This is a genomic window from Marilutibacter spongiae (assembly GCF_014145325.1).
GTDB lineage: Bacteria > Pseudomonadota > Gammaproteobacteria > Xanthomonadales > Xanthomonadaceae > Marilutibacter > Marilutibacter spongiae.
Genome location: NZ_JACHTF010000016.1, coordinates 79,778 through 101,201, shown reverse-complemented (window position 1 = coordinate 101,201; position 21,424 = coordinate 79,778). Strand labels below are relative to the sequence as shown.

The window sequence follows — 21,424 nt, the reverse complement described above, 5'->3', positions numbered from 1 at the left end:
ACCAATCAACCAATCAACCAATCAACCAATCAACCAATCAACCAATCAACCAATCAACCAATCAACCAATCAACCAATCAACCAATCAACCAATCAACCAATCAACCAATCAACCAATCAACCAATCAACCAATCACCAATCAACCAATCACCAATCAACCAATCAGCCCGCATCATGCTCGGCGTGGTACTTCACGGCGGCTTCGACTTCGGCGCGGGAGCCCAGGAACACGGGCACGCGCTGGTGCAGGCCGGTGGGCTGGACTTCGAGCATGCGCTGGCGGCCGGTGCTGGCGGCGCCGCCGGCCTGCTCGACCAGGAACGCCATCGGATTGGCCTCGTACATCAGGCGCAGCTTGCCGCCCTTGGCCGCGCACTTGCTGTCGAGCGGGTAGCTGAAGATGCCGCCGCGGGTGAGGATGCGGTGCACGTCGGCGACCATGCTGGCCACCCAGCGCATGTTGAAGTCCTTGCCGCGCGGGCCCTCCCTGCCGGCCAGGAGATCGCCGACGTAGGCCTGCATCGGGGCTTCCCAGAAGCGCTGGTTGGACATGTTGACCGCGAATTCCTTCGTGTCCTCGGGAATGGTCATGCCGCGCTGGGTGAGTACGAAGCTGCCGATTTCGCGGTCGAGGGTGAAGGCATGCGTGCCGTGGCCGATGGTAAGCACCAGCATCGTGCTGGGCCCGTAGGTGCAGTAGCCGGCGGCGACCTGGTCGGTGCCCGGTTGCAGATAGTGCTCGTCGCCCGGCTGGCCGACGCCATCGGGACAACGCAGCACGGAGAAGATGGTGCCGACGGAGATGTTGACGTCGATGTTGGAGCTGCCGTCCAGGGGATCGAACAGGAGCAGGTAGTTGCCGCGCGGCTGCGCGTCGGAGATCGGCACCGAATGGTCCATCTCCTCGGAGGCGAGACCGGCGAGGTGGCCGCCCCAGGCGTTGGCCTCCATCAGGATCTCGTTGCTGAGCACGTCGAGCTTCTTCTGCGCTTCGCCCTGGATGTTGATGCTGGCCTCGCCGGCGCTGCCGGCATCGCCGAGCACACCGCCCAGTGCGCCCTTGCCGACCGCGATGGAGATCGACTTGCAGGCGCGCGCCACGACTTCGATCAGCAGGCGCAGGTCGGCGTTGATGCGGCCGGCGCGCTGCTCCTCGAGCAGGTGGCGGGTAAGGGACACCGGGGAGGCGGAGTTCGGGGACATGGCAGGCAAACGGCGGGCGACGGGGGCGCCATTGTCGCTGATGCGGACGCTATCCGCTGGCGGTCCTACGGCGGAAACGCCGGGAAAAGCGCTGACAACGCTGTCAGGCCGCCTCGCGCACCATCGACAGGTGGCGGCGCACGGTGCTGGCCAGGGTCTCGCGCGCCATGGCCAGCATCAGCAGCGGCGCGCCGGGGTCGGCGGCGCCGATGACGCGCTTGGCGGCGTCGATCGCGTCGCTGGCGACGTCGGCGTCCTCGCCCAGCAGCGAGCGCAACTGACGCTGGTGCTGGTCCAGGCGGCGTTCGAACAGGGGGTCCAGGCCGCGGCCGGCGCGGTCGAGCACTTCGGCGAACGTGGCTTCGGCGCGGGCATGGGCCTCGCGCAGGGAATCGGGTCGGGTGTACATGCGGTTCACGATGGGGGAGTCAGGTGTCATGGCGTGAGACGGCGGGGCGACGCGCGCAGTCTGGCCACCGCGGATGACAGCGGTTTGCCCACGCGATGACGGTGGCGGGTCGGTTGGAAGCGGTTCATCGATGCCCGCTGGATGACGCGGCACCGGTTCGAACCGGTGGCCTCGCGGACCCGCGAAGCGCGGCGTCCGGGTGACCGTGGGCGCGCATGGTCGGGCATCGCGTGCAGCGGCCGCGTGATGACGCACGGTCCGGTTCAGGCGCCAGCCAGACCGGGCAGCCGCGCCCCCGCGCATTGCTGCCATCAGGTTGGCAGCAGCCCCCGCGCAGTCTGTACCGGTGCGATCAGCACGGCGTGGGAGCTAGGGATATGGCATGGGTCGAAGACAGTTGGCGGAACTTCCTGCGCGGCCTCGACGCCGCCGCGACGAGCATGGCCCAGGGCGCGCACGCGTTGGTGCTAGTGGGCACCTGGCCGGTGCCCAGGCTTATCGCCGGATCGACCCCGGGCCCCGTGGCGCCGGCGGCACCGGGCCCATGCGAGGCACGCGGGGCCAGCGCATGAATGCGTCCTTCGAAGCGCCGCGCGCTGGCCTCGCCGCCTGGCCGGACGCCGTGGTCGAGTTGCGCCAGTACACCCTGCGACCCGGCACGCGCGACACCCTGGTCGAACTGTTCGAGCGCGAGTTCGTCGAATCGCAGGAAGCACTCGGCATGCATGTCATCGGCCAGTTCCACGACCTCGACCGCCCCGATCGCTTCGTCTGGCTTCGCGGCTTCGCGTCCATGCCAGAACGCGCGCGCGCCCTGCAGGCCTTCTATGGCGGCCCGGTGTGGCAGCGTCATCGCGACGCCGCCAACGGCACCATGCTCGACTCCGACGATGTGTTGCTGCTGCGACCGGCCCGTGCCGGCGCGGGCTTCGCGCAAGCGGCGTCGTCGCGTCCGCGCGATGCCGCGGATACGCCGGTCGACACGGTGCTGGTCGCCGGCATCTGCCGCCTCGCCGGGCCGGCCGAAGCCGGCTTCGCGGCTGCGTTCGAGGCCCAGCTGCGGCCGCTGTTGCAACGACACGGCGCCGCGCTGCGCGCATGCCTGGTCACCGAGCCCGCGTCCAACACCTTCCCGCGACTGCCGGTGCGCGAGGGCGAGCAGGTTTTCGTCTGGTTCGCGGGGTTCGAAAGCATGGATGCGCACCTCGTCCACCTGGCGACGCTCGCGCGCGATCCCGACTGGCGTCTCGCGATCGAGCGGGCGCGTGCGCAGGGCTTGCTCGAGCCGCCGGCCTGGTTGCGCCTGCGCCCCACCCCGCGTTCGGAACTCCGTGCATGAGCGCCTTCGCCCTCGTCCCGGGCCATCGGCCCGGCCCGCCACGCGCCGCGATTGAGCCGGCCCTTCCTGCCTGCGAAGATGCCCCATGCGCCGCGCCGACCGCCTGTTCCTGCTGATCCATGCCTTGCGTGGCCGCCGCCGAGCCATCACCGCGCAACAGCTGGCACAGACGCTGGAAGTGTCGCTGCGCACGGTATATCGCGACGTCGCCGACCTGCAGCGCTCCGGCGTCCCGATCGAGGGCGAGGCCGGCGTGGGCTACCTGTTGCGCAAGGGCGCGGACATCCCGCCGCTGATGTTCACGCCCGACGAGCTCGAAGCCCTGATCGTCGGCACCCGCTTCGTGCGGGCCTTCGGCGGCGTGCGCCTGGGACGCGGAGCGACGTCCGCGCTGCTGAAGATCGAGGCGGTGCTGCCGCCGGAGCTGGCCGCCACCGCCGACCGCACCCGCATCTTCGCCCCGGAAGTCGAACGCCTGGAGAACAGTGGGCTGATCGACGGCCTGCACGAGGCGATCACTGCGCGCCGGGTGCTGGCGCTGGACTATCGCGACGAAGGCGGCCAGTCCACCCAGCGCGAGATCGAGCCCTTGTGCCTGGCCTTCTGGGGCGGCAGCTGGACCCTGGGCGCGTGGTGCCGCCTGCGCTCGGCCTTCCGCAACTTCCGCCCGGACCGCATCGTCGGCTACCGCGATACCGGGGCCGGCTATCCCGACGACCCGGCTCGCGGACTCGCGGCGTACCTGGACAACCTGGGCGTGCCGCGGGACCAACGCCAGCGCTGAGGGGCCACAGGGGGCCATTGCAACCCTGGCTTCGTACCGCGCATCCCTTGTTTCGTCGCCCGCATCCGCGCTTCGTCGCCCGGCCCCTTCCCAAGGGCCGGGCGCTGGCTATTCTCGTTCCATCCCCTGCCACGGCCCGCTTCCATGAGTTTCGGCTTCTTCTTCATTGCACGTCGCGTCCTCGCCTGGGGCGCCCTGTTCCTGGTGCTGACGATGCTCTGGGACTCGTTGCCGCTGCCGGACGTGATGCCCTTCTTCTTGTTCTTCTTCATCGCCGCGGTGGCCGTCGCTTCGCTGGGCCTGTCGCACCTGCGCCGGGTGCGGATGGTCGCCGACGAGGTCGATGCCGGCAGCGCGTCCAGCCGCCAGCGGCGCCAGGTGGAGATCCCACTGGAGGCCGACGAAGCCTTCGCCCTGCTCGACGCGGCCATCCGCGAGCTGCCGGGCGTCGCCCATGTCGACAGCGCCCGCGACAGCCTGCAGGTGCGGGCGCGCATGCAGTCGCTTGCCACGACCGGCGAGGGCTGGGTCGCGCGGACGCTTGAGTTCCTCGACACCCTGGTGCGCGCCTCCTGCGGCCGGGTGGTCGCCACGCTTGTCCCGGGCGACGGCAGCAGCCGCGCCACCATCCTGTGCGAGCCCGAGAGCGACGCCTGGACCGACTGGTTCCGCGTCGACGACGGCAGCAACTTCGACACCGCCGAAGCCATCACCCGCGCGATCACCCGTCGCGTCGCCGAGCGTCGCCGTCGCGAGCGCGAGGCGGTGCACCAGACCCGGACCGAGAAGGAGTTGACCGTGGCCAAGCTGAGCCTGCTGCATGCGCAGGTCGAACCGCACTTCCTGTACAACACCCTGGCCAGCGCGCAGGTCCTGACCCGCCACGATCCGCAGCGCGCCGACATCATGCTCGGCCACCTGATCGACTACCTGCGCCGCTCGCTGCCGCGCACCGACGAATCCATGTCGACCCTGGGCCAGGAGCTGGAGCGTTCGCAGGCCTACCTGGAAATCCTGAAGCTGCGCATGGGCCCGCGCCTGCAGGTGCAGGTGGACGTGCCCGACGACCTGCACGCGGTGGCGGTTCCGCCGATGATGCTGCAGACCCTGGTCGAAAACGCGATCAAGCACGGCCTGGAACCCAAGCCCGGCGGCGGCACCGTGTGGCTGCTGGCGCGCGCCAGCGAGCACAAGCTGGCGATGACGGTGGCCGACGACGGCATCGGCTTCGGCACCGAGGAGACCCGCCGGCAGACCAGCGGCACCGGGATCGGCCTGAAGAACGTGCGCGAACGCCTGCGCCTGGTCTATGGCGAACTCGCGCAGCTGGCGGTGGTGGCGAACTTCCCGCAGGGCGTGGCCGCGACCATCACCCTGCCGTTGGCGAGCCCGCCGCCGACGCCGGCGCGCGCCGCGGGCGTCGATACGGGTGTCGAAGGCGTGGAGGTGGGTCATGGCTGAGGCCGGCCCTGCATCCTTCACCGCGATCGTCGCCGAGGACGAAGCCCTGCTGCGCCAGTCGATGGTCGACCAGCTCATGCGTGCCTGGCCGGCGCTGCGCATCGTCGCCGAGTGCGAGGACGGCGCCGAAGCGATCGAGGCGATCGGCGAGCACCGGCCGGACGTCGCCTTCCTCGACATCCGCATGCCCGGCCTGACCGGCCTGGACGTGGCCGCCGCCGCGGGCGAGGCCAGCCCGGCCACGCGCATCGTCTTCATCACCGCCTACGACCAGTACGCCGTTGAGGCCTTCGAGCACGGCGCGGTGGACTACCTGCTCAAGCCGCTCGACCCCGAGCGCCTGGCGACCACCGTCGAGCGCCTGCAGGCCACGCCGGCCACGCGCCTGGACAGTGAACTGATCGAGGCCCTGGCCGCGCGCTTGCAGGGCGGCGGGCGGTTCGCGCCCCATGAGCCGCTGACCTGGATCACCGCCAGCGCCGGACGCGAGACGCGCCTGATCCTGGTCGACGACGTCGCCTACTTCCGCGCCGACCACAAGTACACCGTGGTCGTCACCGCCGAGGGCGAGGCGCTGATCCGCAAGCCCATCCGCGAACTGCTGCAGGTGCTGGACCCGACCGTGTTCAAGCAGGTGCACCGCTCGACCATCGTCAACCTGCGCGCGGTCGCGGCCATCGTGCGCGACGACAGCGGTCGCGGCAGCCTGCGCCTGCGCCACCGCGACGAAACCCTGCCGGTGAGTGCGCCGTTCATGGCCTTGTTCAAGCACATGTAAGTCCGCAGCCGCGGCATGCGGCGAGTCCGCTCGCCCACGCCGCGCCCGACACAGGAAGGATTCGACCCATGCCGTACACGTTCCTGAAATCGCTGGTGCCCTGCCTGTTGCTGCTGGTCGCCGCCTGCAGCGCCGGCCCCGGCACGACCGTGGTGATGCGCGAGGACATCGACGGCAGCCCCGGCTTCCTCAGCCGCGCCGAGACCCTGCCGGGGAGCGCACGCTTCGAGTGCCTGGCCAGCGCCAGCGGGCAGTGCCATTACGCGGTGTTCGCCGGTGCCTGCGGCCCGCTCGCCCAGGCCGTCGCCGGCACCTGGTTCGCCTGCGAGGAGACGGCCGCGCCGACGCTGCGCTTCGATCTTGCGGTCGGCGAGCAGCGCGAGGTGGACGGCCTGCCCCTGGACTTCCGCCACTGCGTACGCGAGCGCCCCGGCGCGATCACCGCGTCCTGCCTGCAACCACTGCCGGCGGCGGTCGCCACGCGCGACGCCGTGGCCGGACCCACGGGCTGAGTCGCCGGCTCAGCGGACCACCGGCGCCACCTCGACCACGCGGATCGCGTCGCGTCCGCGTTCGGCCACCAGTTGGCGCGACGTGGCGCGATCGGCCGCGGTGGCACCGACCACGTCCAGTCCAAGGCCGCGCAGTGCTTCGGCAACGACATCCGCGCGCGCCTGCGCCAGCGCGATATCGCCGCCGGCATGGCCGAGCACTTCGACGCGCCCGTACTGCCAGCGCTGCAGGGCCCACGCGATGTCGTCGAGGGTGGCCGCGGCGCGCGCGTCCACCGTGCTGCTGTCGTCGGCGAAATGCAGCATCGGCAGGGCCTGGAAGGCCGGCACGACTTCGATGCGGGCGGCGTCGTTGCCTTCGGCCAGCATCGACGACTCCAGCTGGTGGGCCGCGGCGATGTCCAGCCCGGCCTGCGGGCTCAGCCGCCAGCGCGCCTGGCGTCCGGCATCGAGCACGTCGAAGGCGCCGAAGTGGGCGAGCGCGCGCTTCTCCAGCGCAGTGATCGCCGCCGCGTCCGCTTGCCGGGCGGCACCGTCGTCGCGCTGCGCGCTCTGCAGGCGCAGCACGCTCTCGCGCAGCTGCGCGAGGTTGGCTTTGTTCTGCGCGAGTTCGGCGTCGTTGGCGGTCAGCACTTCGCGCAACTCGACCCGCACCGGCCGTCCCAGTTCGTCCTCCAGGTTGCGCTCGATCTGCGGCGCGAGGTCGGGGCGGTTCTTCGGGGTCAGCAGTACCGCGTCGACCAGCACGGTCTCGTTGTCGCGGTCCACCCGCAGCGTGGTGATGCGTCCGTTGACCTCGCGGGCGGCGTCGTCGAGGACGGTGCGCACGCTGCGTTCGGCCAGGCCACGCGCGGCGATGTCGCGCAGGGCCACGCCCAGCGGGATCGACAGCAGCAGGAAGGTGGTGACGATCACCGCCGCCTGCGCCGCGGTCTGCTTGGGCGAGTCCTGGCGGCCAAAGCCGTACCAGCGGGCCATGATCGTCACCGACAGCGCGATCGCGAGCAGGTTGGTCATGAACAGGAAGCCGGCGCCGCCGGCGATGCTCATGTTGCCCACGGCGATGCCGAAGCCGGTTACCGCCAGCGGCGGCATCAGGGCCGTGGCGATCGCCACGCCGACGATGGTCTCGCCCTTGCGCGTGACCGTGGCATAGGCGCCGGCCAGGCCGGAGAACACCGCCACCAGCAGGTCGAACAGGTTGGGCGCGGTGCGCGCGACGATCTCCGGCGTCGGTTCCTGCAACGGCGAGACGAGCACGATCAGCACCGAGATCGCCAGCGACAGCGCCACGCCCACCGAGAGCGTCTTCAGCGCATCGCGCAGGCTGCGCAGGTCGAAGGTCGCCAGCGACATGCCCATCTTCACGATCGGGCCCATCAGCGGCGAGATCAGCATCGCGCCGATGATCACCGCCACCGAGTTCTGCAGCAGGCCCAGCGTGGCGATGCCGCAGGACATCAGGATCATGAAGGCGTAGCGCGGCCCCAGCTCGCCGCCTTCGTCGACGTGGGCGACCACGTCGGCGCGATCGGGATTGAGGTGGGTCGCGCGCCACTGGCGCAGCCAGCGCCAGAGCGCTTCGGGGGTGGAGGGCATGGGCGCGGCTTCGTCCGGGGAACCGGGCTAGAGCTTAGCCGCTCCCCGCCACGCACGCAGTGCTCGCGCCGTCATGACGCGTGGACTCAGACGTCGCCGCCCTCGTCCAGCCAGCCCTCGCCGGTGCCCTTGTTGAAGACGGTGTCGCTTTCGAGCACGTCGCCGGCCGGGATGGACTCCAGCTGGGCAAGCTTCTCGTAGATCGGCGCGAAGTCCGGGCCGGTGGCTTCCATCAACTGCTCGTAGCTGTCGATGACGAAGTAGGTCTTCTGGTAGGTGTCGATGCGGTAGCGCGTGCGCATCACGCGCTCGAGGTCGAAACCGATGCGGTTGGGCGCGTCGCTTTCCAGGCAATGGATCGACTCGCCCTTGGACGAGACGATGCCGCTGCCGTAGATGCGCAGGCCGTCGGGCTGGCGGATCAGGCCGAACTCGACCGTGTACCAGTACAGCCGGGTCAGGTTGACCAGGGCCTCGGGTCCGATCCCGTGCGCCTTCACCCCGCCCCGGCCATAGGCCGCCATGTAGTCGGCGAAGACCGGGTTCATCAGCAAGGGGACGTGTCCGAACAGGTCGTGGAACAGGTCGGGCTCGGACAGGTAGTCGAGCTGGTCGGGCTTGCGGATCCACCAGGTCACCGGGAAGCGGCGGTTGGCGAGGTGATCGAAGAAGTCGAGTTCCGGCAACAGGCCCTCGACCCCGATCAGCTCCCAGCCGGTGGCCTCGCGCAGGATCGGGTTGAGGTCGCTGAACTTCGGGATGTGGCCCGGCGTCATCCCCATCGCCTCCTGGGAGGCGAGGAACTCGTCGCTGGCGCGGCCCTTGAGGACCTCGCGCTGGCGTTCGAAGAGCGTGGCCCAGACCGCATGGTCCTCGTCGGTGTAGCTGTCCCAGGGCTGGTCGACCACCGCCGTGGTGTAGACCGGCACGTACCCCTTGTCGGTCAGCTGGTGCTCGACGCGCTTGGGGGTGGCATTCATGGCGGGCTCCTCTCTACGGGCGGGTGGAACGGGACAGCCCTTCCGGGGCTGACCTTCCACTCTAGCCAAGGGTGCGCGCAACAGGTTTGCGAAGTTGCACGCCAATGGCGTCTGGACGCATGATTGTTGCGTCAATAGAGTAAAGAGCGCTTGAACATGAAGGCCACGGAACTGGATAGGACCGATTTGTTGATCCTGGCCGAGCTCCAGCACAGCGGCCGCCTCACCAACGCCGAGCTCGCCGAGCGGGTCCACCTGTCGGCCTCCGCCTGCCTGCGACGGGTGCAGCGCCTGGAGCGCGATGGCGTGATCGCCGGCTACCGCGCCGAGGTCGACGCCGACCGCCTGGGCCTGGGCCTGCAGGCCTTCGTACGCGTCCAGCTGGCCGACCATGGCGGGCCGGCGATCGAGGCCTTCAGCCGCTTCGTCAACCAGTGGGACGAGGTCATCGCCTGCCATGCCCTCACCGGCGACATGGACTACCTGCTGCACATCGCGGTGCAGGACCTGGAGCACTTCTCGCGTTTCCTGCTGGACCGCCTGCTCAACCAGGCGGGCGTCGACGACGTGAATTCCAGTTTCGTGCTGCGCACCGTGAAGCCGTTCCGGGGCCTGCCGTTGCCGGTGGCGGGCCAGGGAACGCCCTGAGCCGCGCCGGAACCGCATGCGGCGCGCTGCGGGCGGCCGGGGCGCGATGTGGGCAGCACCGGGTCCGATGGCCCGCCGACAGGGGTGGGATGGAGACGTGCATTGCGCCGCGCGGCCGGCGGCGAAGGTACGAACGCACCGCAGGGTGGGTAGAGCCGTAGGCGAAACCCACCGTCGCCGCTGCCGGCCAGGACGCCCGATGGGTTTTGCTTCGCGCTACCCATCCTACGGTGCTGCGCCACCACCCTTCCTCATCCCAGCGAACGCTGGGATGAGGGTGTCTTGGGGCTGCCGGACGGGATTCAGCCGCGCCGTCATCGTAGGGTGGGTAGAGCCGAAGGCGAAACCCACCGTCGCGTTCTCGCATGGACGGCGAATGACGGGGCTTGCTTGGCGCTGCCCCTCCTGCGGTGTCGAGCGCCGTCTTCCGGTACGAGGGGCCGGGACCCTCCCACGTCGCGCGCGCGTCCGGGCCCGGAAAAGGAAACGGCCGCGCGAGGCGGCCGTTCCGGGATCGCTGCCGGGGCAGGATCAGAAGCGCCACTCGCCGCCGAGGCTGACGGTGTCCACGTCGACGTCCACGCCGTCGAACTCGCCCTGGCGGCGGTCGTAGTTGAGGCTGATGCCCCAGTTCGGGTTGAAGTCATAGCCGACGCTGACGCCGTAGTACGGCTTGGTCGAGCTTTCGTCGTCGATCACGTCGAAGGTGTCCTCGCGGACCTGCGCGGTCAGGCGGGCGACGCCGACGCGGCCGTCGATGAAGAAGCCGGTGTTGGCCTGGCCGAAGTGCGTGCGGCCGGCGATGCCGACGCCCACGGTGATCAGGTCCGCCTCCTGGTCGTTGCCCAGGTCGGCGTTGTACAGGCTGCCGACATGGCCCTCGACGGCGAAGTTCGGGTTGAACCAGTAGCCGCCGCCGAACACCGCGGAGGTGTCGGAGTCGTCGTCGCGCAGGCCGGCGTAGTCGAGTTCGATCTCGCTGTTGCCGACTTCGGCGCGCAGGAAGCCTTGGCCGGCCAGGGCGGCGCTGGAGAACAGCGCGATGGCCAGGCTGGCGCCGGCGAGGATCAGGGTCTTCTTCATGCAGTCAATCGTCCATAAAAGTGATGTCGCCCCGTTTGGGCGCGGGCATCGTGCATGGGTCGGGACCCGGCGTCAAATTTTCGTTAAGAGAGCCTGCGGGGCGGCCGGGTTCACTGCATCTGGCAGGCATCACGGCGCAACAGCCGGTCCACTCGGGACTGCTCGGCCTCGCACTCGGCCCGGGCACGGGCGGCCTCCTCGCGCGCACGGCCCAGGGCCTGCTCGTAGGCCGCCTTCGAGCGTTGCATCGAGTGCTCGGCCAGGCGCGCGCGGATACCGGGCAGGGCGGCCAGGGCGGCGCGTTCGCCGGCGAGGATCGCCGCACTGCGTTGCTCGAAATCGGCCGGACCGATCGTGTCGACCTCGGGCCGGATCACCACGTCCGCCCGCGCGAGTTCCTCGGCGCCCGCGCGCTGGCCCATGATCGCGATCGACTGGTTGACGATCCCCAGCATGTCGGCCGGCGCGGTGCCGCGGGCCTTGGTCGAGATGTCCACGGCGATGACGAAATCCGCCCCGAGGTGGCGCGCCGCGTCCACCGGCACCGGGCTGACCACGCCGCCGTCGACGTAGTGCTTGCCGCCGATGGCGACCGGTTCGAAGACCCCCGGGATGCTGCTGGAGGCACGCACGGCCTGCCCGGTGTTGCCGCGCACGAAGACCGTGCGCTTGCCGGTTTCCAGCTGCGTGGACACCGCGGCGAAGGGGCGCGGCATGGCGTCGATCGGCTTCTGCCGCACCTGGGCATTGACGTAGTCCTGCAGCGCCTGCCCCTGCACCAGGCCGCCGGAGAACAGGCGCACGTCGCGGATCGAGGATTCGTCCAGGGCCACGGCCTGGGCCTGCATCTGGAACGGGTCCATGCCGCTGGCGTACAGCGCGCCCACCACGCTGCCGGCACTCGTGCCGGCGACCGTGTCGACGTGGATGCCGTTGGCCTCCAGCATCTTGATGACGCCGATGTGGGCGAAGCCCTTGGCCGCGCCGCCGCCCAGCGCGAGGCCGATGCGGACTTCCGTCGGCGGCGGCGCCTGCACGCGCGGTGCCGGGGCGACCGGCCGGGTCGGCCCCCCGCACGCGGCAAGCAGCGCGGCCAGCGTGGCCAGCAGCAGGAAGGATCGGTGAAGTTGCGGGACGGCGAGGGCACTCATCGGCGCAGGATACCGGTGCGACCCCGACTGCGGGCCAAACGCGCGCGCGCCCGCCTCAGGCCGGCGACCACTGGCCGCGGAACATGAAGAAGACCGCGCCCAGCAGGCACAGCCCGGCCCAGAGGTAATCGAGCTTCAGGGGTTCCTTCATGTACAGCACCGCGAACGGCACGAACACCGACAGGGCGATGACCTCCTGCAGGACCTTCAGCTGCCCGAGCGTCATCACGGTGTAGCCGATGCGGTTGGCGGGGACCTGGAGCAGGTACTCGAACAGCGCGATGCCCCAACTGGCCAGCGCCGCGACGATCCAGGGCTTCTGGCTCATGTCCTTGAGGTGGGCGTACCAGGCGAAGGTCATGAACACGTTGCTGAGCGACAGCATCAGCACCGTCAATCCGAATGCACGCATGGAGGTCTCCGCGGGAACGGCCCTCGCGGGCCATGCGCCGGAAACCGGAAGCATCGGGCCATGCCGGCGCGGCACGGCCCGATGCGGCCACTCAGAAGTTGTTGTCGCCGTCGAGCAGGCGGCCCAGGCCGCCGAGCATGGAACCCTCGCCGCGGTTCTGACCACCGCTCTGCGGCGCCGCGGCCAGCATGCGGCCGGCCATGCGCGAGAACGGCAGCGACTGCAGCCAGACCTTGCCCGGGCCCTTCAGCGTGGCCAGGAACATGCCTTCGCCGCCGAACAGCATGCTCTTGATGCCGCCCACGCGCTGGATGTCCATGTCCACGCTGTCGTGGAAGGCGACCACGCAGCCGGTGTCGACGTCGAGCCGCTCACCGGCCTTCAGCTCGCGCTCGACGATGGTGCCGCCGGCATGCACGAACACCCAGCCGTCGCCCTCGATCTTCTGCATGATGAAGCCCTCGCCGCCGAACAGGCCGGTGAGGATCTTGCGCTGCAGGTGGATGCCCAGCGACACGCCGCGGGCGCCGGCCAGGAAGCTGTCCTTCTGGCAGATCAGGCGCCCGCCGTGCGCGTCGAGCTTCATCGCCAGCACGGTGCCGGGGTAGGGCGCGGCGAACGCCACGTGCGCCTTGCCGCTGCCGGTGTGGGTGAAGGTCGTGGTGAACAGGCTCTCGCCGGTGACCACGCGCTTGCCGGCCGACAGCAGCTTGTCGAACACGCCGCCGCCCTGGCCGCTGTGCGAGCCGTCGCCGAACACGGTGTCCATCTGCACGCTGGCGTCCTTGTACATCAGCGCCCCGGCCTCGGCGATCGCGGTTTCGCCGGGATCGAGTTCCACCTCGACGAACTGCATGTCGGTGCCGACGATGCGGTAGTCGATGTCGTCGCTCCGGCCCTTCACCGGCGGCGGCGCGGGCGGCAGGTACGGAGCGCCGGCGGCGGTGGCCTCGGCGAACTCCGGCATCGAGCGCGCCGGTTGCCAGCCGCTCATGCCCTCGCGCCAGCACTGCGCGGTCGGGTTGGCGCGAACCCAGGCCTGGGCGGCCTCGGCGTCGAAGGGGCCCACGCGCTCACCGTTGGCGGGGACGAAGTACCACTGGCTCATCGTGCATTCCTTTGTGTGAGGGATGCCCGGAGTGTAGCGACCGCGCGCGCGCCGTCACCGGCCGGAGGTCATTCCGGCGCGGACGCGTTCACCGCCGGTTCGGCGGGCATGGCGGTGCTGCCGAAGTGTTCGCCGAAGAAGTCGCCGTCGTTCCATCGGGGTCGCTCCGGGGTATCGGCGACCTTCTGCCCGATCACGGCATTGAGGCGTGCCAGGCGCGCCGCGTCGTCGTAGCGGATCGGCTGGGAGGCGTCGTCGCCGGGGCGGTGGTAGTGCTCGCGCAGGAAGGCGCCGTTGATCGCGCGGGCGTCGACGCCGTCGCGGCCGGTGTAGCCGCCGACCAGGTAGACCGAGGGCACGCCGCTGCGGATGAAGGCGTACTGGTCGCTGCGCACGAATATCGATTCCTCCGGCACCGGGTCGGGCGAGAGCGCGACGCCGACCTCGCGCGCGGCGGCCTCCACCAGCGGCTGCAGGCTGGAATGCTCGATCCCCACCGGCACCGCGTCGGTGGTCGGTGCCAGCAGCACCGGCATGTCCATGTTGATGTTCGCGACCAGCGACCCGGGGGCGACGGTCGGGTGCCGCGCGAACCACTCCGCGCCCAGCAGGCCCTTCTCCTCGGCGGTGACCGCGACGAACAGGATCGAGCGCTTCGGCGGCGCGTCCGACTGCGCCAGCCGCTTGGCTGCCTCCAGCATGATCGCCACGCCCAGCGCGTTGTCGAGTGCGCCGTTGTAGATCGCGTCGCCGTCCACCGGCGCGCCGATGCCGACATGGTCGAGGTGGGCGCTGAACACCACGTGCTCGGCCGCGAGCGTGGGATCGCTGCCGGCCAGGCGGCCGACCACGTTGCGCGATTCGGCCGGCGCGATCCGGGTGCGTGCCGCCAGCCGGACGGTGCCCGGCAACGGGAAGCCGCGCAGGGTCCCGGCCGCGTTGGCCTCGAACAGCGCGCGGGCCTCGTGCCCGCCGGCATCGAGCAGCAGCGGTGCCGCCGCCGCGCTGACCCGGGCCACGACCTTGAGGTCCGGGAAGGTATCGAGCGCCGTGCCGTCCGCGTCGCGCAGGCGCATCGAGGGCCGCTCCCAGTTGGCGACGCCGCGTGCCCAGGGCGAGCGTGCCTCGTCGCGGTCGGTGGCCACGAAGATCGCGCCGACCGCGCCACGCGCGCTGAGTTCGCGCAACTTCTCGCGCTGCGAGGCATGGAAGGCGCGGCGGTCGGTGTCGAAGCGCGCGGGCGCCCCGTTGAAGAGCACCGCGACGCGTCCGCGCACGTCCAGGCCCTCGAAATCGTCGTGCCCCAGCGCTGGCGCATGGACGCCCTGGCCGACGAAGACCATCGGCGCCTCGACCTTGGCGTCGCCGGTGTTGAAGTTGACGTCGGGCAGGTACTGGTCGCGGTAGCGCAGCGCGAGCTCGCGACCCGCCCGCTCCACCACGAAGCGGGCACCGGTCTCGACGCGGCGGGCTTCCAGCATCGGCACCGCCTGGTAGTAACCGTCCTCCCCGGCCGGGGCCAGGCCGGTGGCGCGAAAGCGCTGGGCCACGTACAGCGATGCCAATGCATGCCCGCGGGTGCCGGCCTCGCGGCCCTCGAGCAGGTCGTCGGCCAGGAAGCGCACGTCGGCCTCGATCCGTCGCGCATCGGCCGACGCGCTCGCGTCGTAGGGCTCGCGTTCGACCGGCGGAGGCGCGGAAGGCGAGCAGGCGGCGAGCAGGAGCGCGACGGCGGCGGCCAGGAGGAGTGGAGAGCGGCGAAGTTGCATGGCGGATCCCGGGTAGGCAGCCCCATGGTATCGGCTCCGGGCCGCGGGCCGCTGCGCTAAGCTGCCAGCATGTTCACCCTTGCCGGCGTCGACAAGCGCTATGGGTCGACCGTCGCCCTGGACGGCGTCGACCTGCACATCGCGGCCGGCCACCGGACCGCCCTGATCGGGCCCAGCGGGGCCGGCAAGTCGACCGTCCTGCGGATGCTGATCGGCCTGGAGTGGCCGGATCGCGGCGAGGTTCGCTTCGATGGCGAGCCGCTGCGGCGCGAGGCCCTGCTCGAGCAGCGCCGGCGCATCGGCTACGTGATCCAGGAAGGCGGCCTGTTCCCGCACCTGAGCGCCGGCGACAACGCGGCCCTGCTCGCCCGCACCCTGGGCTGGCCGCGCGAGCGCATACGCGAGCGCCTGGAGGCGCTCTCGACCCTGTGCCAGCTGCCCTTCGATGCGCTGCAGCGCTTTCCCGCGGAGCTTTCCGGTGGCCAGCGCCAGCGCGTGGGACTGGTGCGCGCATTGATGCTCGACCCGCCCGTGCTGTTGCTCGACGAGCCCCTGGGCGCGCTCGATCCGGTGATCCGCCACGACCTGCAGGCGCAGATGCGCGAGCTGTTCGCGCGCCTGGGCAAGACCGTGGTGATGGTCACCCACGACGTCGCCGAGGCCGCGTACCTCGCCGACACCCTGGTCCTGCTTCGAGCCGGCCGCGTGGTCCAGGAGGGCTCGGCGCGCGCCCTGCACGACGCGCCCACCGAGCCCTTCGTGCGCGAGTTCCTGCAGGCCCAGCGCAGCCTCGAGGCCTGCCTGTGAGGCCTGCCGCGGCCGTCGCCGCCTGCCTGTGCCTGCTGCTGGCGTGCGCCAGCCACGGCGTCTTCGCCGGCGAGAGCCTGCGCGTGGGCAGCAAGAACTTCACCGAGTCGGTGATCCTGGGCGAGATCGCCGCCGGCGTCGGCCGCCAGCAGGGCCACTCGGTCGAGCATCGCCGCCAGCTGGGCGGTACCCGCATCCTCTGGCGCGCGCTGGAGGAGGGCGACATCGACCTGTACCCGGAGTACACCGGCACCCTCGCGCAGGAGTTGCTGCAAATGCCCGGTGCCGACGAGGACGACCTGGTCGATGCACTGGCCACGCGCGGCCTGCGCATGACCGCCCCGCTCGGCTTCGACAACACCTATGCCCTGGGCATGCGCGCCGACCGCGCGCTGGAGCTCCAGGTCGACAGCATCTCCGACCTGGCGGCGCACCCGGGGCTGCGCGTCGGCCTGAGCAACGAGTTCATGCAACGGGCCGACGGATGGCCCGGCCTGCGTGCCACCTACGGACTGCCGCAGGCGGCCAACGGCCTGGACCACGACCTCGCCTACCGGGGCCTGGAAAGCGGTGCGATCGACGTCATCGACCTCTACAGCACCGATGCGGAGATCGCGCACTACGGCCTGGTGGTGCTGGACGACGATCGCCGCTATTTCCCGTCCTACCAGGCGGTCTATCTCTACCGCGAGGATCTCTCCATGCGGGCGCCCGACTGGACCGCCGCGCTCGACGCGATGGCCGGTCGCATCGATGCCGCGACCATGCGCGGGCTCAACGCGCGGGTGAAGCTCGGGCGCGAGACCGAAGCCCGGGTCGCGGCCGACTGGCTGGGCGTGGAGGCGCCGCGTGCCGGTGGCCGCACGGCACGCATCGCCCGTCGTAGCCTCGAGCACCTGCAACTGGTGGCGATGTCGCTGGCGCTCGCGCTGCTGGTCGCCTTGCCGCTGGGCGTCGTCGCCGCGCGCCGGCCGCGCCTCGGCCAGCTCGTGCTGACGTTCACCGGCCTGCTGCAGACCCTGCCCTCGCTGGCCGTGTTCGTCTTCATGATCCCGCTGTTCGGGATCGGCGCCGGCCCGGCGATCGCCGCCCTCTTCCTCTACAGCCTGCTGCCGATCGTCCGCAACACCCATGCCGGGCTCACCGGCATTCCCCGCGACCTGCGCGAAACCGCGGCGGCGATCGGCCTGCCCTCGCGCACGCGCTTGTGGCGGGTGGAGCTACCGCTCGCCCTGGGCACGATTCTGGCCGGCATCAAGACCGCGGCGGTGATCAACGTGGGCACCGCGACGCTCGGCGCACTGATCGGCGCGGGCGGCTACGGCCAGCCGATCCTCACCGGCATCCGCCTGGACGACATCGGCATGATCCTGGAAGGCGCCATCCCGGCCGCGCTGCTGGCGCTGGCGGTGCAGGGCCTGTTCGAGGCGATCGAACGAGGCCTGACCCCGCGCGGCCTGCGCATCGCAGCCCGCCAGTAGGGCCTGGGTAGGCCGCCGTCAGGGGCGTTCCGGCAGTGCCTTGCGATAGCGCGCCGGGGGATCGCCGGCGTCGTTGCCGTTGGCCTCGCGCAGGTCGATCCTGCTGCCGTCGGCCAGGACGGCGTCGAGCGTCTGGTAGGTCCAGAGGCCATTCGCGCGCGTGGCTTCCACGTGCACGGAGGCCCTCCCCCTGGGGCCCTCCAGTGGAACGCGCAGGTTCGCCTCGCCTTCGTCGTTCGTGGTGTTCAGGTGGCCCTGGGTCATGAACCCGGTTTCGATCGGCTCGCCGAGCGCGGCCACGACCGCCGTCGAGGCGCGCGCCCGTTCGATGGCGTGCTGGTAGGGCGCCGAGTGGGCCAGCAGGCCGAACAGCAGCGAGAACATGCCGAACATGGCCAGCGCGAACGCCGCCAGCAGGCCCGCGCCGGCCAGCGGCAGGCACCACTTCCAGTTGCGTTGCCACCAGCTTCGCGCTGGCGCTTGGGTCGACATGGCCTCTCCTTGTCAGCGGTGGCGTTGGCGGCGCGGGTCGTGCACCGGGACGACAGGCGCAGCGCTACTTGCGGGGCGGAAAGCGCAGCACCACGCCGCGTTCCTCGTCGTCGCCGGGCTCGGGGCGGTGCCAGATCACCGGTACGTCCTCGGGGGCGCCGGGTTCGAGCTCCGCGCGCGTGGCCTCGGCCCGGGCATCGATCTCGTCCTCGTCCTCCCAACTGTAGCGCTTGCGCGGCGGTTGCGGGTCGAGCCGGCTGAAGAGCCAGGCGGCGACCACGCCGCCGATCGCGCCGCCCATGTGCGCCTGCCAGGACACGCCGGGCTCCCGCGGCAGCACGGTCAACAACATGCCGCCGTAGAACAGGAAGGCGGCCATCGAGGCCGCGACCGCGGGGCGGTCGCGTCGCAGCAGGCCGAGCAGGAAGACCATGAACATGAGGCCGTGGGTCAGGCCGCTGGCACCGAGGTGGTGGCTGCCGGCGTCGCCCAGCAGCCAGGCCACGAGGCCCGAGCCCAGCCAGATCAGCGGCAGGGCGCGGACGGTGGCGCGCGGGTACATGCCGCCTGCGAGCGTGCCGAGCATCAGCAGGGAGATGGCGTTGGCGGCCAAGTGCTCGAAGGAGCCATGCAGCAGGGGGGCGCCGAGCACGCCCAGCAGGCCGGCCACCGACCCAGGCGTCACCGTCCAGCGCTCCACGTCGAAGTAGGGCTGGCCCAGGAACACCGCCGTCAGCAGCAGGGCGAAGCCGAGGCTGAGGTTGAACGCCCGCAGCCAGCGGCGCTTGTCGGCCTGCCGCTGGGCCGGGGTGTCGAGGATGTCCGCATCGGTGGGCAGCTTCATGCCCATCAGATGGCAGCCCGTGGCCGCGATTGCAAGTCCCGCCCGCGGGCGCCAGCGTCCCGCATGGGGATCAATCGGCGGGAACGCGCGGCGGCAGCAGCAGGCTCAGGACCATGGTCGCGGCCAACACCAATGCCACGACCGCGAGCGAGGCCAGCACCGGGATCTTGTACCACTCGACGATCAGCATCTTGGTGCCGATGAAGGCCAGCACCAGCGCCAGGCCGTAGGGCAACAGGTGGAAGCGGTCGGCCATGCCCGCCAGCAGGAAGAACATCGCCCGCAGGCCGAGCACGGCGAAGACGTTGGAAGTCAGCACGATGAACGGATCGTAGGTGATCGCGAAGATCGCCGGGATGCTGTCGACGGCGAAGATCACGTCGGTGATCGCGATCATGACGATGACGACGAACAAGGGCGTGTACAGCCGGCGCCCGTTGCGTACCACGCTCAGCGCGTTGCCCTGGTAGTTGCGCAGCAGGGGCAGGTGGCCGCGCATCCAGCGCAGCACCGGGTTGCGCGCCAGGTCGGGTTCCTGGCCGGCGGCGATCCACATCTTCACGCCCGTCACCAGCAGGAAGACGCCGAACACGTAGAGCATCCAGTGGAAGCGGGCCAGCAGCGCGGCGCCGGCGAAGATCATCACCGCGCGAAGCGCGATTGCCCCGAGCACGCCGATCACCAGTGCGCGCTGGCGCTGCTCTTCGGGCACCGCGAAGTAAGTGAAGATCGTCAGGAAGACGAAGATGTTGTCGACCGCCAGCGATTTCTCCACCAGGTAGCCGGTCAGGAACTCCAGGCCGATCCGATGCGCGACCTCCGGCCCCGCCGTGCCCTTGAGGTACCACCACAGCCCGGCGTTGAAGGCCAGGGCCAGGGCCACCCAGCCCAGGCTCCACCAGGCGGCTTCGCGCACGGTGACCTTGTGCGGTCCGCCGTGGCGCATCAGCACCAGGTCGACCTGCAGGGCCAGGACCACGAGGAGGGCGAAAGCGCCCCAGAGCAGGGGACTGCCGATCGTTTCCATTGCTGATGCGTCTCCGGAACATGAAAAAGCCCGAACCGCAGGGTTCGGGCTGTTTCCGTGGGTTCCGGACAGACCTCCGCCTTGCGGCGAAGGTCTTGCTCGCGGCCCGGTTCCCGATGGGACCTGGACCGCCTTCGGGCCGGAGGAGTGGGACGCGGTCCCACCGCTCGTAATGACGACGGCGAAGTTGGGAGCTACTCCCCTTCTGTAGCCCGGGATTCTGGGTGCGCGCCCGGCAAAGGTCAATCGCCGCGTGCGTGCGCCGGTACAATATTCCGATGAACGCACCCGTCCCTACCGTCCGCCTCAAGAACGCCTGGAAATCCAGCCATCCCTGGATCTTCCAGCGCCTGGTCGAAAAGCCCACCCAGCGGCCCAAGCCGGGCAGCATCGTCGACGTGATCGGGGTGGAGGGCGACTGGATCGGTCGGGGCTTCTACAACGGTCATTCGCGCATCGCGGTGCGCATACTGGAGACCCGGCGCGAGGTCCCGGTGGACGCGGGCTGGTTCTCGCGCAAGATCGCCGAGGCCGTCGCCCTGCGACGCGAAACGCTCAAGCTCGATGGCGCCGGCAACGCCTGGCGCGTGGTCCACAGCGAGGGCGACGGATTGTCCGGCCTGGTGGTCGATCGCTACGACGACCTGCTCGTCGTGGAGTTCTTCAGTGCCGGCATGTTCCGCCACCGCGACTGGATCTACGAGGCGCTGACCGAGCAGTTCCCGGGTTGCCGCTTCTACAGCTTTGCCGACGAGCACGTGCAGAAACAGGAAAGCTTCGACTTCCGCGGCAATCCGCCGGTGCCGCCGGCGGTCATCAGCGAGCATGGGGTGAAGTTCCGCGCCGACCCGGCCGGAGCCCACAAGACCGGCTTCTTCGCCGACCAGCGCGAGAACCGCGAGTGGCTGTCGCAGCACGTCGAAGGCGCATCGGTGCTGGACCTTTGCTGCAACACCGGTGGCTTTGCCGTCTACGCCGCGGTCCGCGGCGCCAGCGAGGTCGTCGGCGTGGACATCGATGCCGACGTGATCGAGATCGCCAAGGGCAACGCCCGGCTCAACAACGTGCGCCCGCGCTTCGTGCAGGCCGACATCTTCCCCTGGCTGCGCGACGCGGCCAACGCCGGCGAGGCGTACGACGTCGTCATCCTCGACCCGGCCAAGATGACGCGCGATCGCGACCAGGTCATCCCGGCGCTCAAGAAGTACCTCGACATGAACAAGCTGGCCCTGGGCGTGGTGAAGCCCGGCGGGCTGTTCGCCACGTTCTCCTGCACCGGGCTGGTCAGCGAGGAACAGTTCCTGGACATGTTGCGCCGCGCGGCCTTCTATGCCGGGCGTACCGTGCAGGTGCTCAAGGTCGCCGGCGCCGGGCCCGACCACCCCTGGATCGCGGGGGTGCAGGAGTCGCGCTACCTGAAGGCCGTGTTCTGCCGCGTGATCGACTGATCGCGCCTTCCGTTGCGACGTCGCCGTAGGGCGGATCGAGCCGAAGGCGATACCCACCGTCGCTCACAGCCACAAGGAGCGATGGGTT

21 protein-coding genes are annotated in these 21,424 nt (G+C 70.3%); 9 read left to right on the top strand and 12 right to left on the bottom strand.

Annotation, left to right across the window (positions count from 1 at the left end):
* Positions 1–163: 163 nt before the first annotated feature.
* Positions 164–1,204: a class 1 fructose-bisphosphatase gene (locus H4F98_RS13780; RefSeq protein WP_182688409.1), complete on the bottom strand. Its 1,041-nt coding sequence runs from the start codon at positions 1,202–1,204 to the stop codon at positions 164–166.
* Between the two features lie 103 nt (positions 1,205–1,307).
* Positions 1,308–1,613 carry a hypothetical protein gene (locus H4F98_RS13775; protein ID WP_182688408.1) on the bottom strand — a complete coding sequence of 102 codons (306 nt, stop codon included), beginning with the start codon at positions 1,611–1,613 and terminating at the stop codon, positions 1,308–1,310.
* 568 nt (positions 1,614–2,181) lie between these two features.
* Here H4F98_RS13775 and H4F98_RS13770 point away from each other — a divergent pair.
* From H4F98_RS13770 to H4F98_RS13750, 5 genes are all read left to right on the top strand, one after another.
* A complete protein-coding gene (locus H4F98_RS13770; RefSeq protein ID WP_182688407.1) occupies positions 2,182–2,952 on the top strand; it encodes an NIPSNAP family protein in 771 nt (256 codons plus the stop codon).
* Positions 2,953–3,037: 85 nt separating this feature from the next.
* Positions 3,038–3,736 (top strand): helix-turn-helix transcriptional regulator, encoded by a 699-nt coding sequence (locus H4F98_RS13765; protein WP_182688406.1) that lies wholly within the window; start codon positions 3,038–3,040, stop codon positions 3,734–3,736.
* A 144-nt stretch (positions 3,737–3,880) separates the two neighbouring features.
* Positions 3,881–5,197, top strand: a complete 1,317-nt coding sequence (locus H4F98_RS13760) for a histidine kinase (protein WP_182688405.1) — start codon at positions 3,881–3,883, stop codon at positions 5,195–5,197.
* Positions 5,190–5,975, top strand: a complete 786-nt coding sequence (locus H4F98_RS13755; protein WP_182688404.1) for a LytR/AlgR family response regulator transcription factor — start codon at positions 5,190–5,192, stop codon at positions 5,973–5,975. Before H4F98_RS13760 ends, H4F98_RS13755 begins: the two co-directional genes overlap by 8 nt.
* 68 nt (positions 5,976–6,043) lie before the next feature.
* The gene (locus tag H4F98_RS13750; RefSeq protein WP_182688403.1) at positions 6,044–6,487 is read left to right on the top strand and encodes a hypothetical protein; all 444 of its coding nucleotides are present in this window, start codon (positions 6,044–6,046) and stop codon (positions 6,485–6,487) included.
* Positions 6,488–6,496: 9 nt separating this feature from the next.
* Here the strand turns inward: H4F98_RS13750 and H4F98_RS13745 are convergent, their stop codons facing one another.
* Complete coding sequence (locus H4F98_RS13745; protein ID WP_182688402.1) at positions 6,497–8,086, bottom strand: DUF389 domain-containing protein; 1,590 nt, start codon at positions 8,084–8,086, stop codon at positions 6,497–6,499.
* Positions 8,087–8,172: 86 nt separating this feature from the next.
* Positions 8,173–9,066: a phenylalanine 4-monooxygenase gene (gene phhA, locus H4F98_RS13740; RefSeq protein WP_182688401.1), complete on the bottom strand. Its 894-nt coding sequence runs from the start codon at positions 9,064–9,066 to the stop codon at positions 8,173–8,175.
* A 156-nt stretch (positions 9,067–9,222) separates the two neighbouring features.
* Here phhA and H4F98_RS13735 point away from each other — a divergent pair, with 156 nt between their 5' ends.
* Positions 9,223–9,714, top strand: coding sequence for an Lrp/AsnC family transcriptional regulator (locus tag H4F98_RS13735; protein ID WP_182688400.1), 492 nt, complete (start codon positions 9,223–9,225; stop codon positions 9,712–9,714).
* Positions 9,715–10,245: 531 nt separating this feature from the next.
* On the opposite strand, the gene H4F98_RS13730 is transcribed toward H4F98_RS13735, so the two are convergent.
* The 5 genes from H4F98_RS13730 to H4F98_RS13710 form a co-directional block, all read right to left on the bottom strand.
* Positions 10,246–10,797 (bottom strand): outer membrane beta-barrel protein, encoded by a 552-nt coding sequence (locus H4F98_RS13730; RefSeq protein WP_182688399.1) that lies wholly within the window; start codon positions 10,795–10,797, stop codon positions 10,246–10,248.
* 110 nt (positions 10,798–10,907) lie between these two features.
* Positions 10,908–11,948 (bottom strand): patatin-like phospholipase family protein, encoded by a 1,041-nt coding sequence (locus tag H4F98_RS13725; RefSeq protein ID WP_182688398.1) that lies wholly within the window; start codon positions 11,946–11,948, stop codon positions 10,908–10,910.
* 55 nt (positions 11,949–12,003) lie between these two features.
* Positions 12,004–12,360, bottom strand: coding sequence for a DMT family protein (locus H4F98_RS13720; protein ID WP_182688397.1), 357 nt, complete (start codon positions 12,358–12,360; stop codon positions 12,004–12,006).
* A gap of 91 nt (positions 12,361–12,451) precedes the next feature.
* The gene (locus H4F98_RS13715; RefSeq protein WP_182688396.1) at positions 12,452–13,468 is read right to left on the bottom strand and encodes a TIGR00266 family protein; all 1,017 of its coding nucleotides are present in this window, start codon (positions 13,466–13,468) and stop codon (positions 12,452–12,454) included.
* Between the two features lie 68 nt (positions 13,469–13,536).
* Positions 13,537–15,237, bottom strand: a complete 1,701-nt coding sequence (locus tag H4F98_RS13710) for a M28 family metallopeptidase (protein WP_182688395.1) — start codon at positions 15,235–15,237, stop codon at positions 13,537–13,539.
* 69 nt (positions 15,238–15,306) lie between these two features.
* Here H4F98_RS13710 and H4F98_RS13705 point away from each other — a divergent pair, with 69 nt between their 5' ends.
* Positions 15,307–16,044 (top strand): ATP-binding cassette domain-containing protein, encoded by a 738-nt coding sequence (locus H4F98_RS13705; protein ID WP_182688394.1) that lies wholly within the window; start codon positions 15,307–15,309, stop codon positions 16,042–16,044.
* Complete coding sequence (locus H4F98_RS13700; RefSeq protein ID WP_425487609.1) at positions 16,041–17,525, top strand: ABC transporter permease/substrate-binding protein; 1,485 nt, start codon at positions 16,041–16,043, stop codon at positions 17,523–17,525. The genes H4F98_RS13705 and H4F98_RS13700 overlap by 4 nt, the downstream gene beginning before the upstream one ends.
* A gap of 18 nt (positions 17,526–17,543) precedes the next feature.
* On the opposite strand, the gene H4F98_RS13695 is transcribed toward H4F98_RS13700, so the two are convergent.
* The 3 genes from H4F98_RS13695 to H4F98_RS13685 all read right to left on the bottom strand — a co-directional run bounded on the left by H4F98_RS13695 (position 17,544) and on the right by H4F98_RS13685 (position 19,888).
* Positions 17,544–18,017, bottom strand: a complete 474-nt coding sequence (locus H4F98_RS13695; RefSeq protein ID WP_182688393.1) for a cytochrome c oxidase assembly factor Coa1 family protein — start codon at positions 18,015–18,017, stop codon at positions 17,544–17,546.
* 64 nt (positions 18,018–18,081) lie between these two features.
* Entirely contained in the window at positions 18,082–18,861 is a 780-nt protein-coding gene (locus H4F98_RS13690) for a rhomboid family intramembrane serine protease (RefSeq protein WP_182688392.1), read from the bottom strand.
* Between the two features lie 70 nt (positions 18,862–18,931).
* Entirely contained in the window at positions 18,932–19,888 is a 957-nt protein-coding gene (locus tag H4F98_RS13685) for a TerC family protein (RefSeq protein ID WP_182688391.1), read from the bottom strand.
* 278 nt (positions 19,889–20,166) lie between these two features.
* Here H4F98_RS13685 and H4F98_RS13680 point away from each other — a divergent pair, with 278 nt between their 5' ends.
* Positions 20,167–21,336 carry a class I SAM-dependent rRNA methyltransferase gene (locus tag H4F98_RS13680; protein WP_182688390.1) on the top strand — a complete coding sequence of 390 codons (1,170 nt, stop codon included), beginning with the start codon at positions 20,167–20,169 and terminating at the stop codon, positions 21,334–21,336.
* The last annotated feature ends 88 nt before the right edge of the window (positions 21,337–21,424 follow it).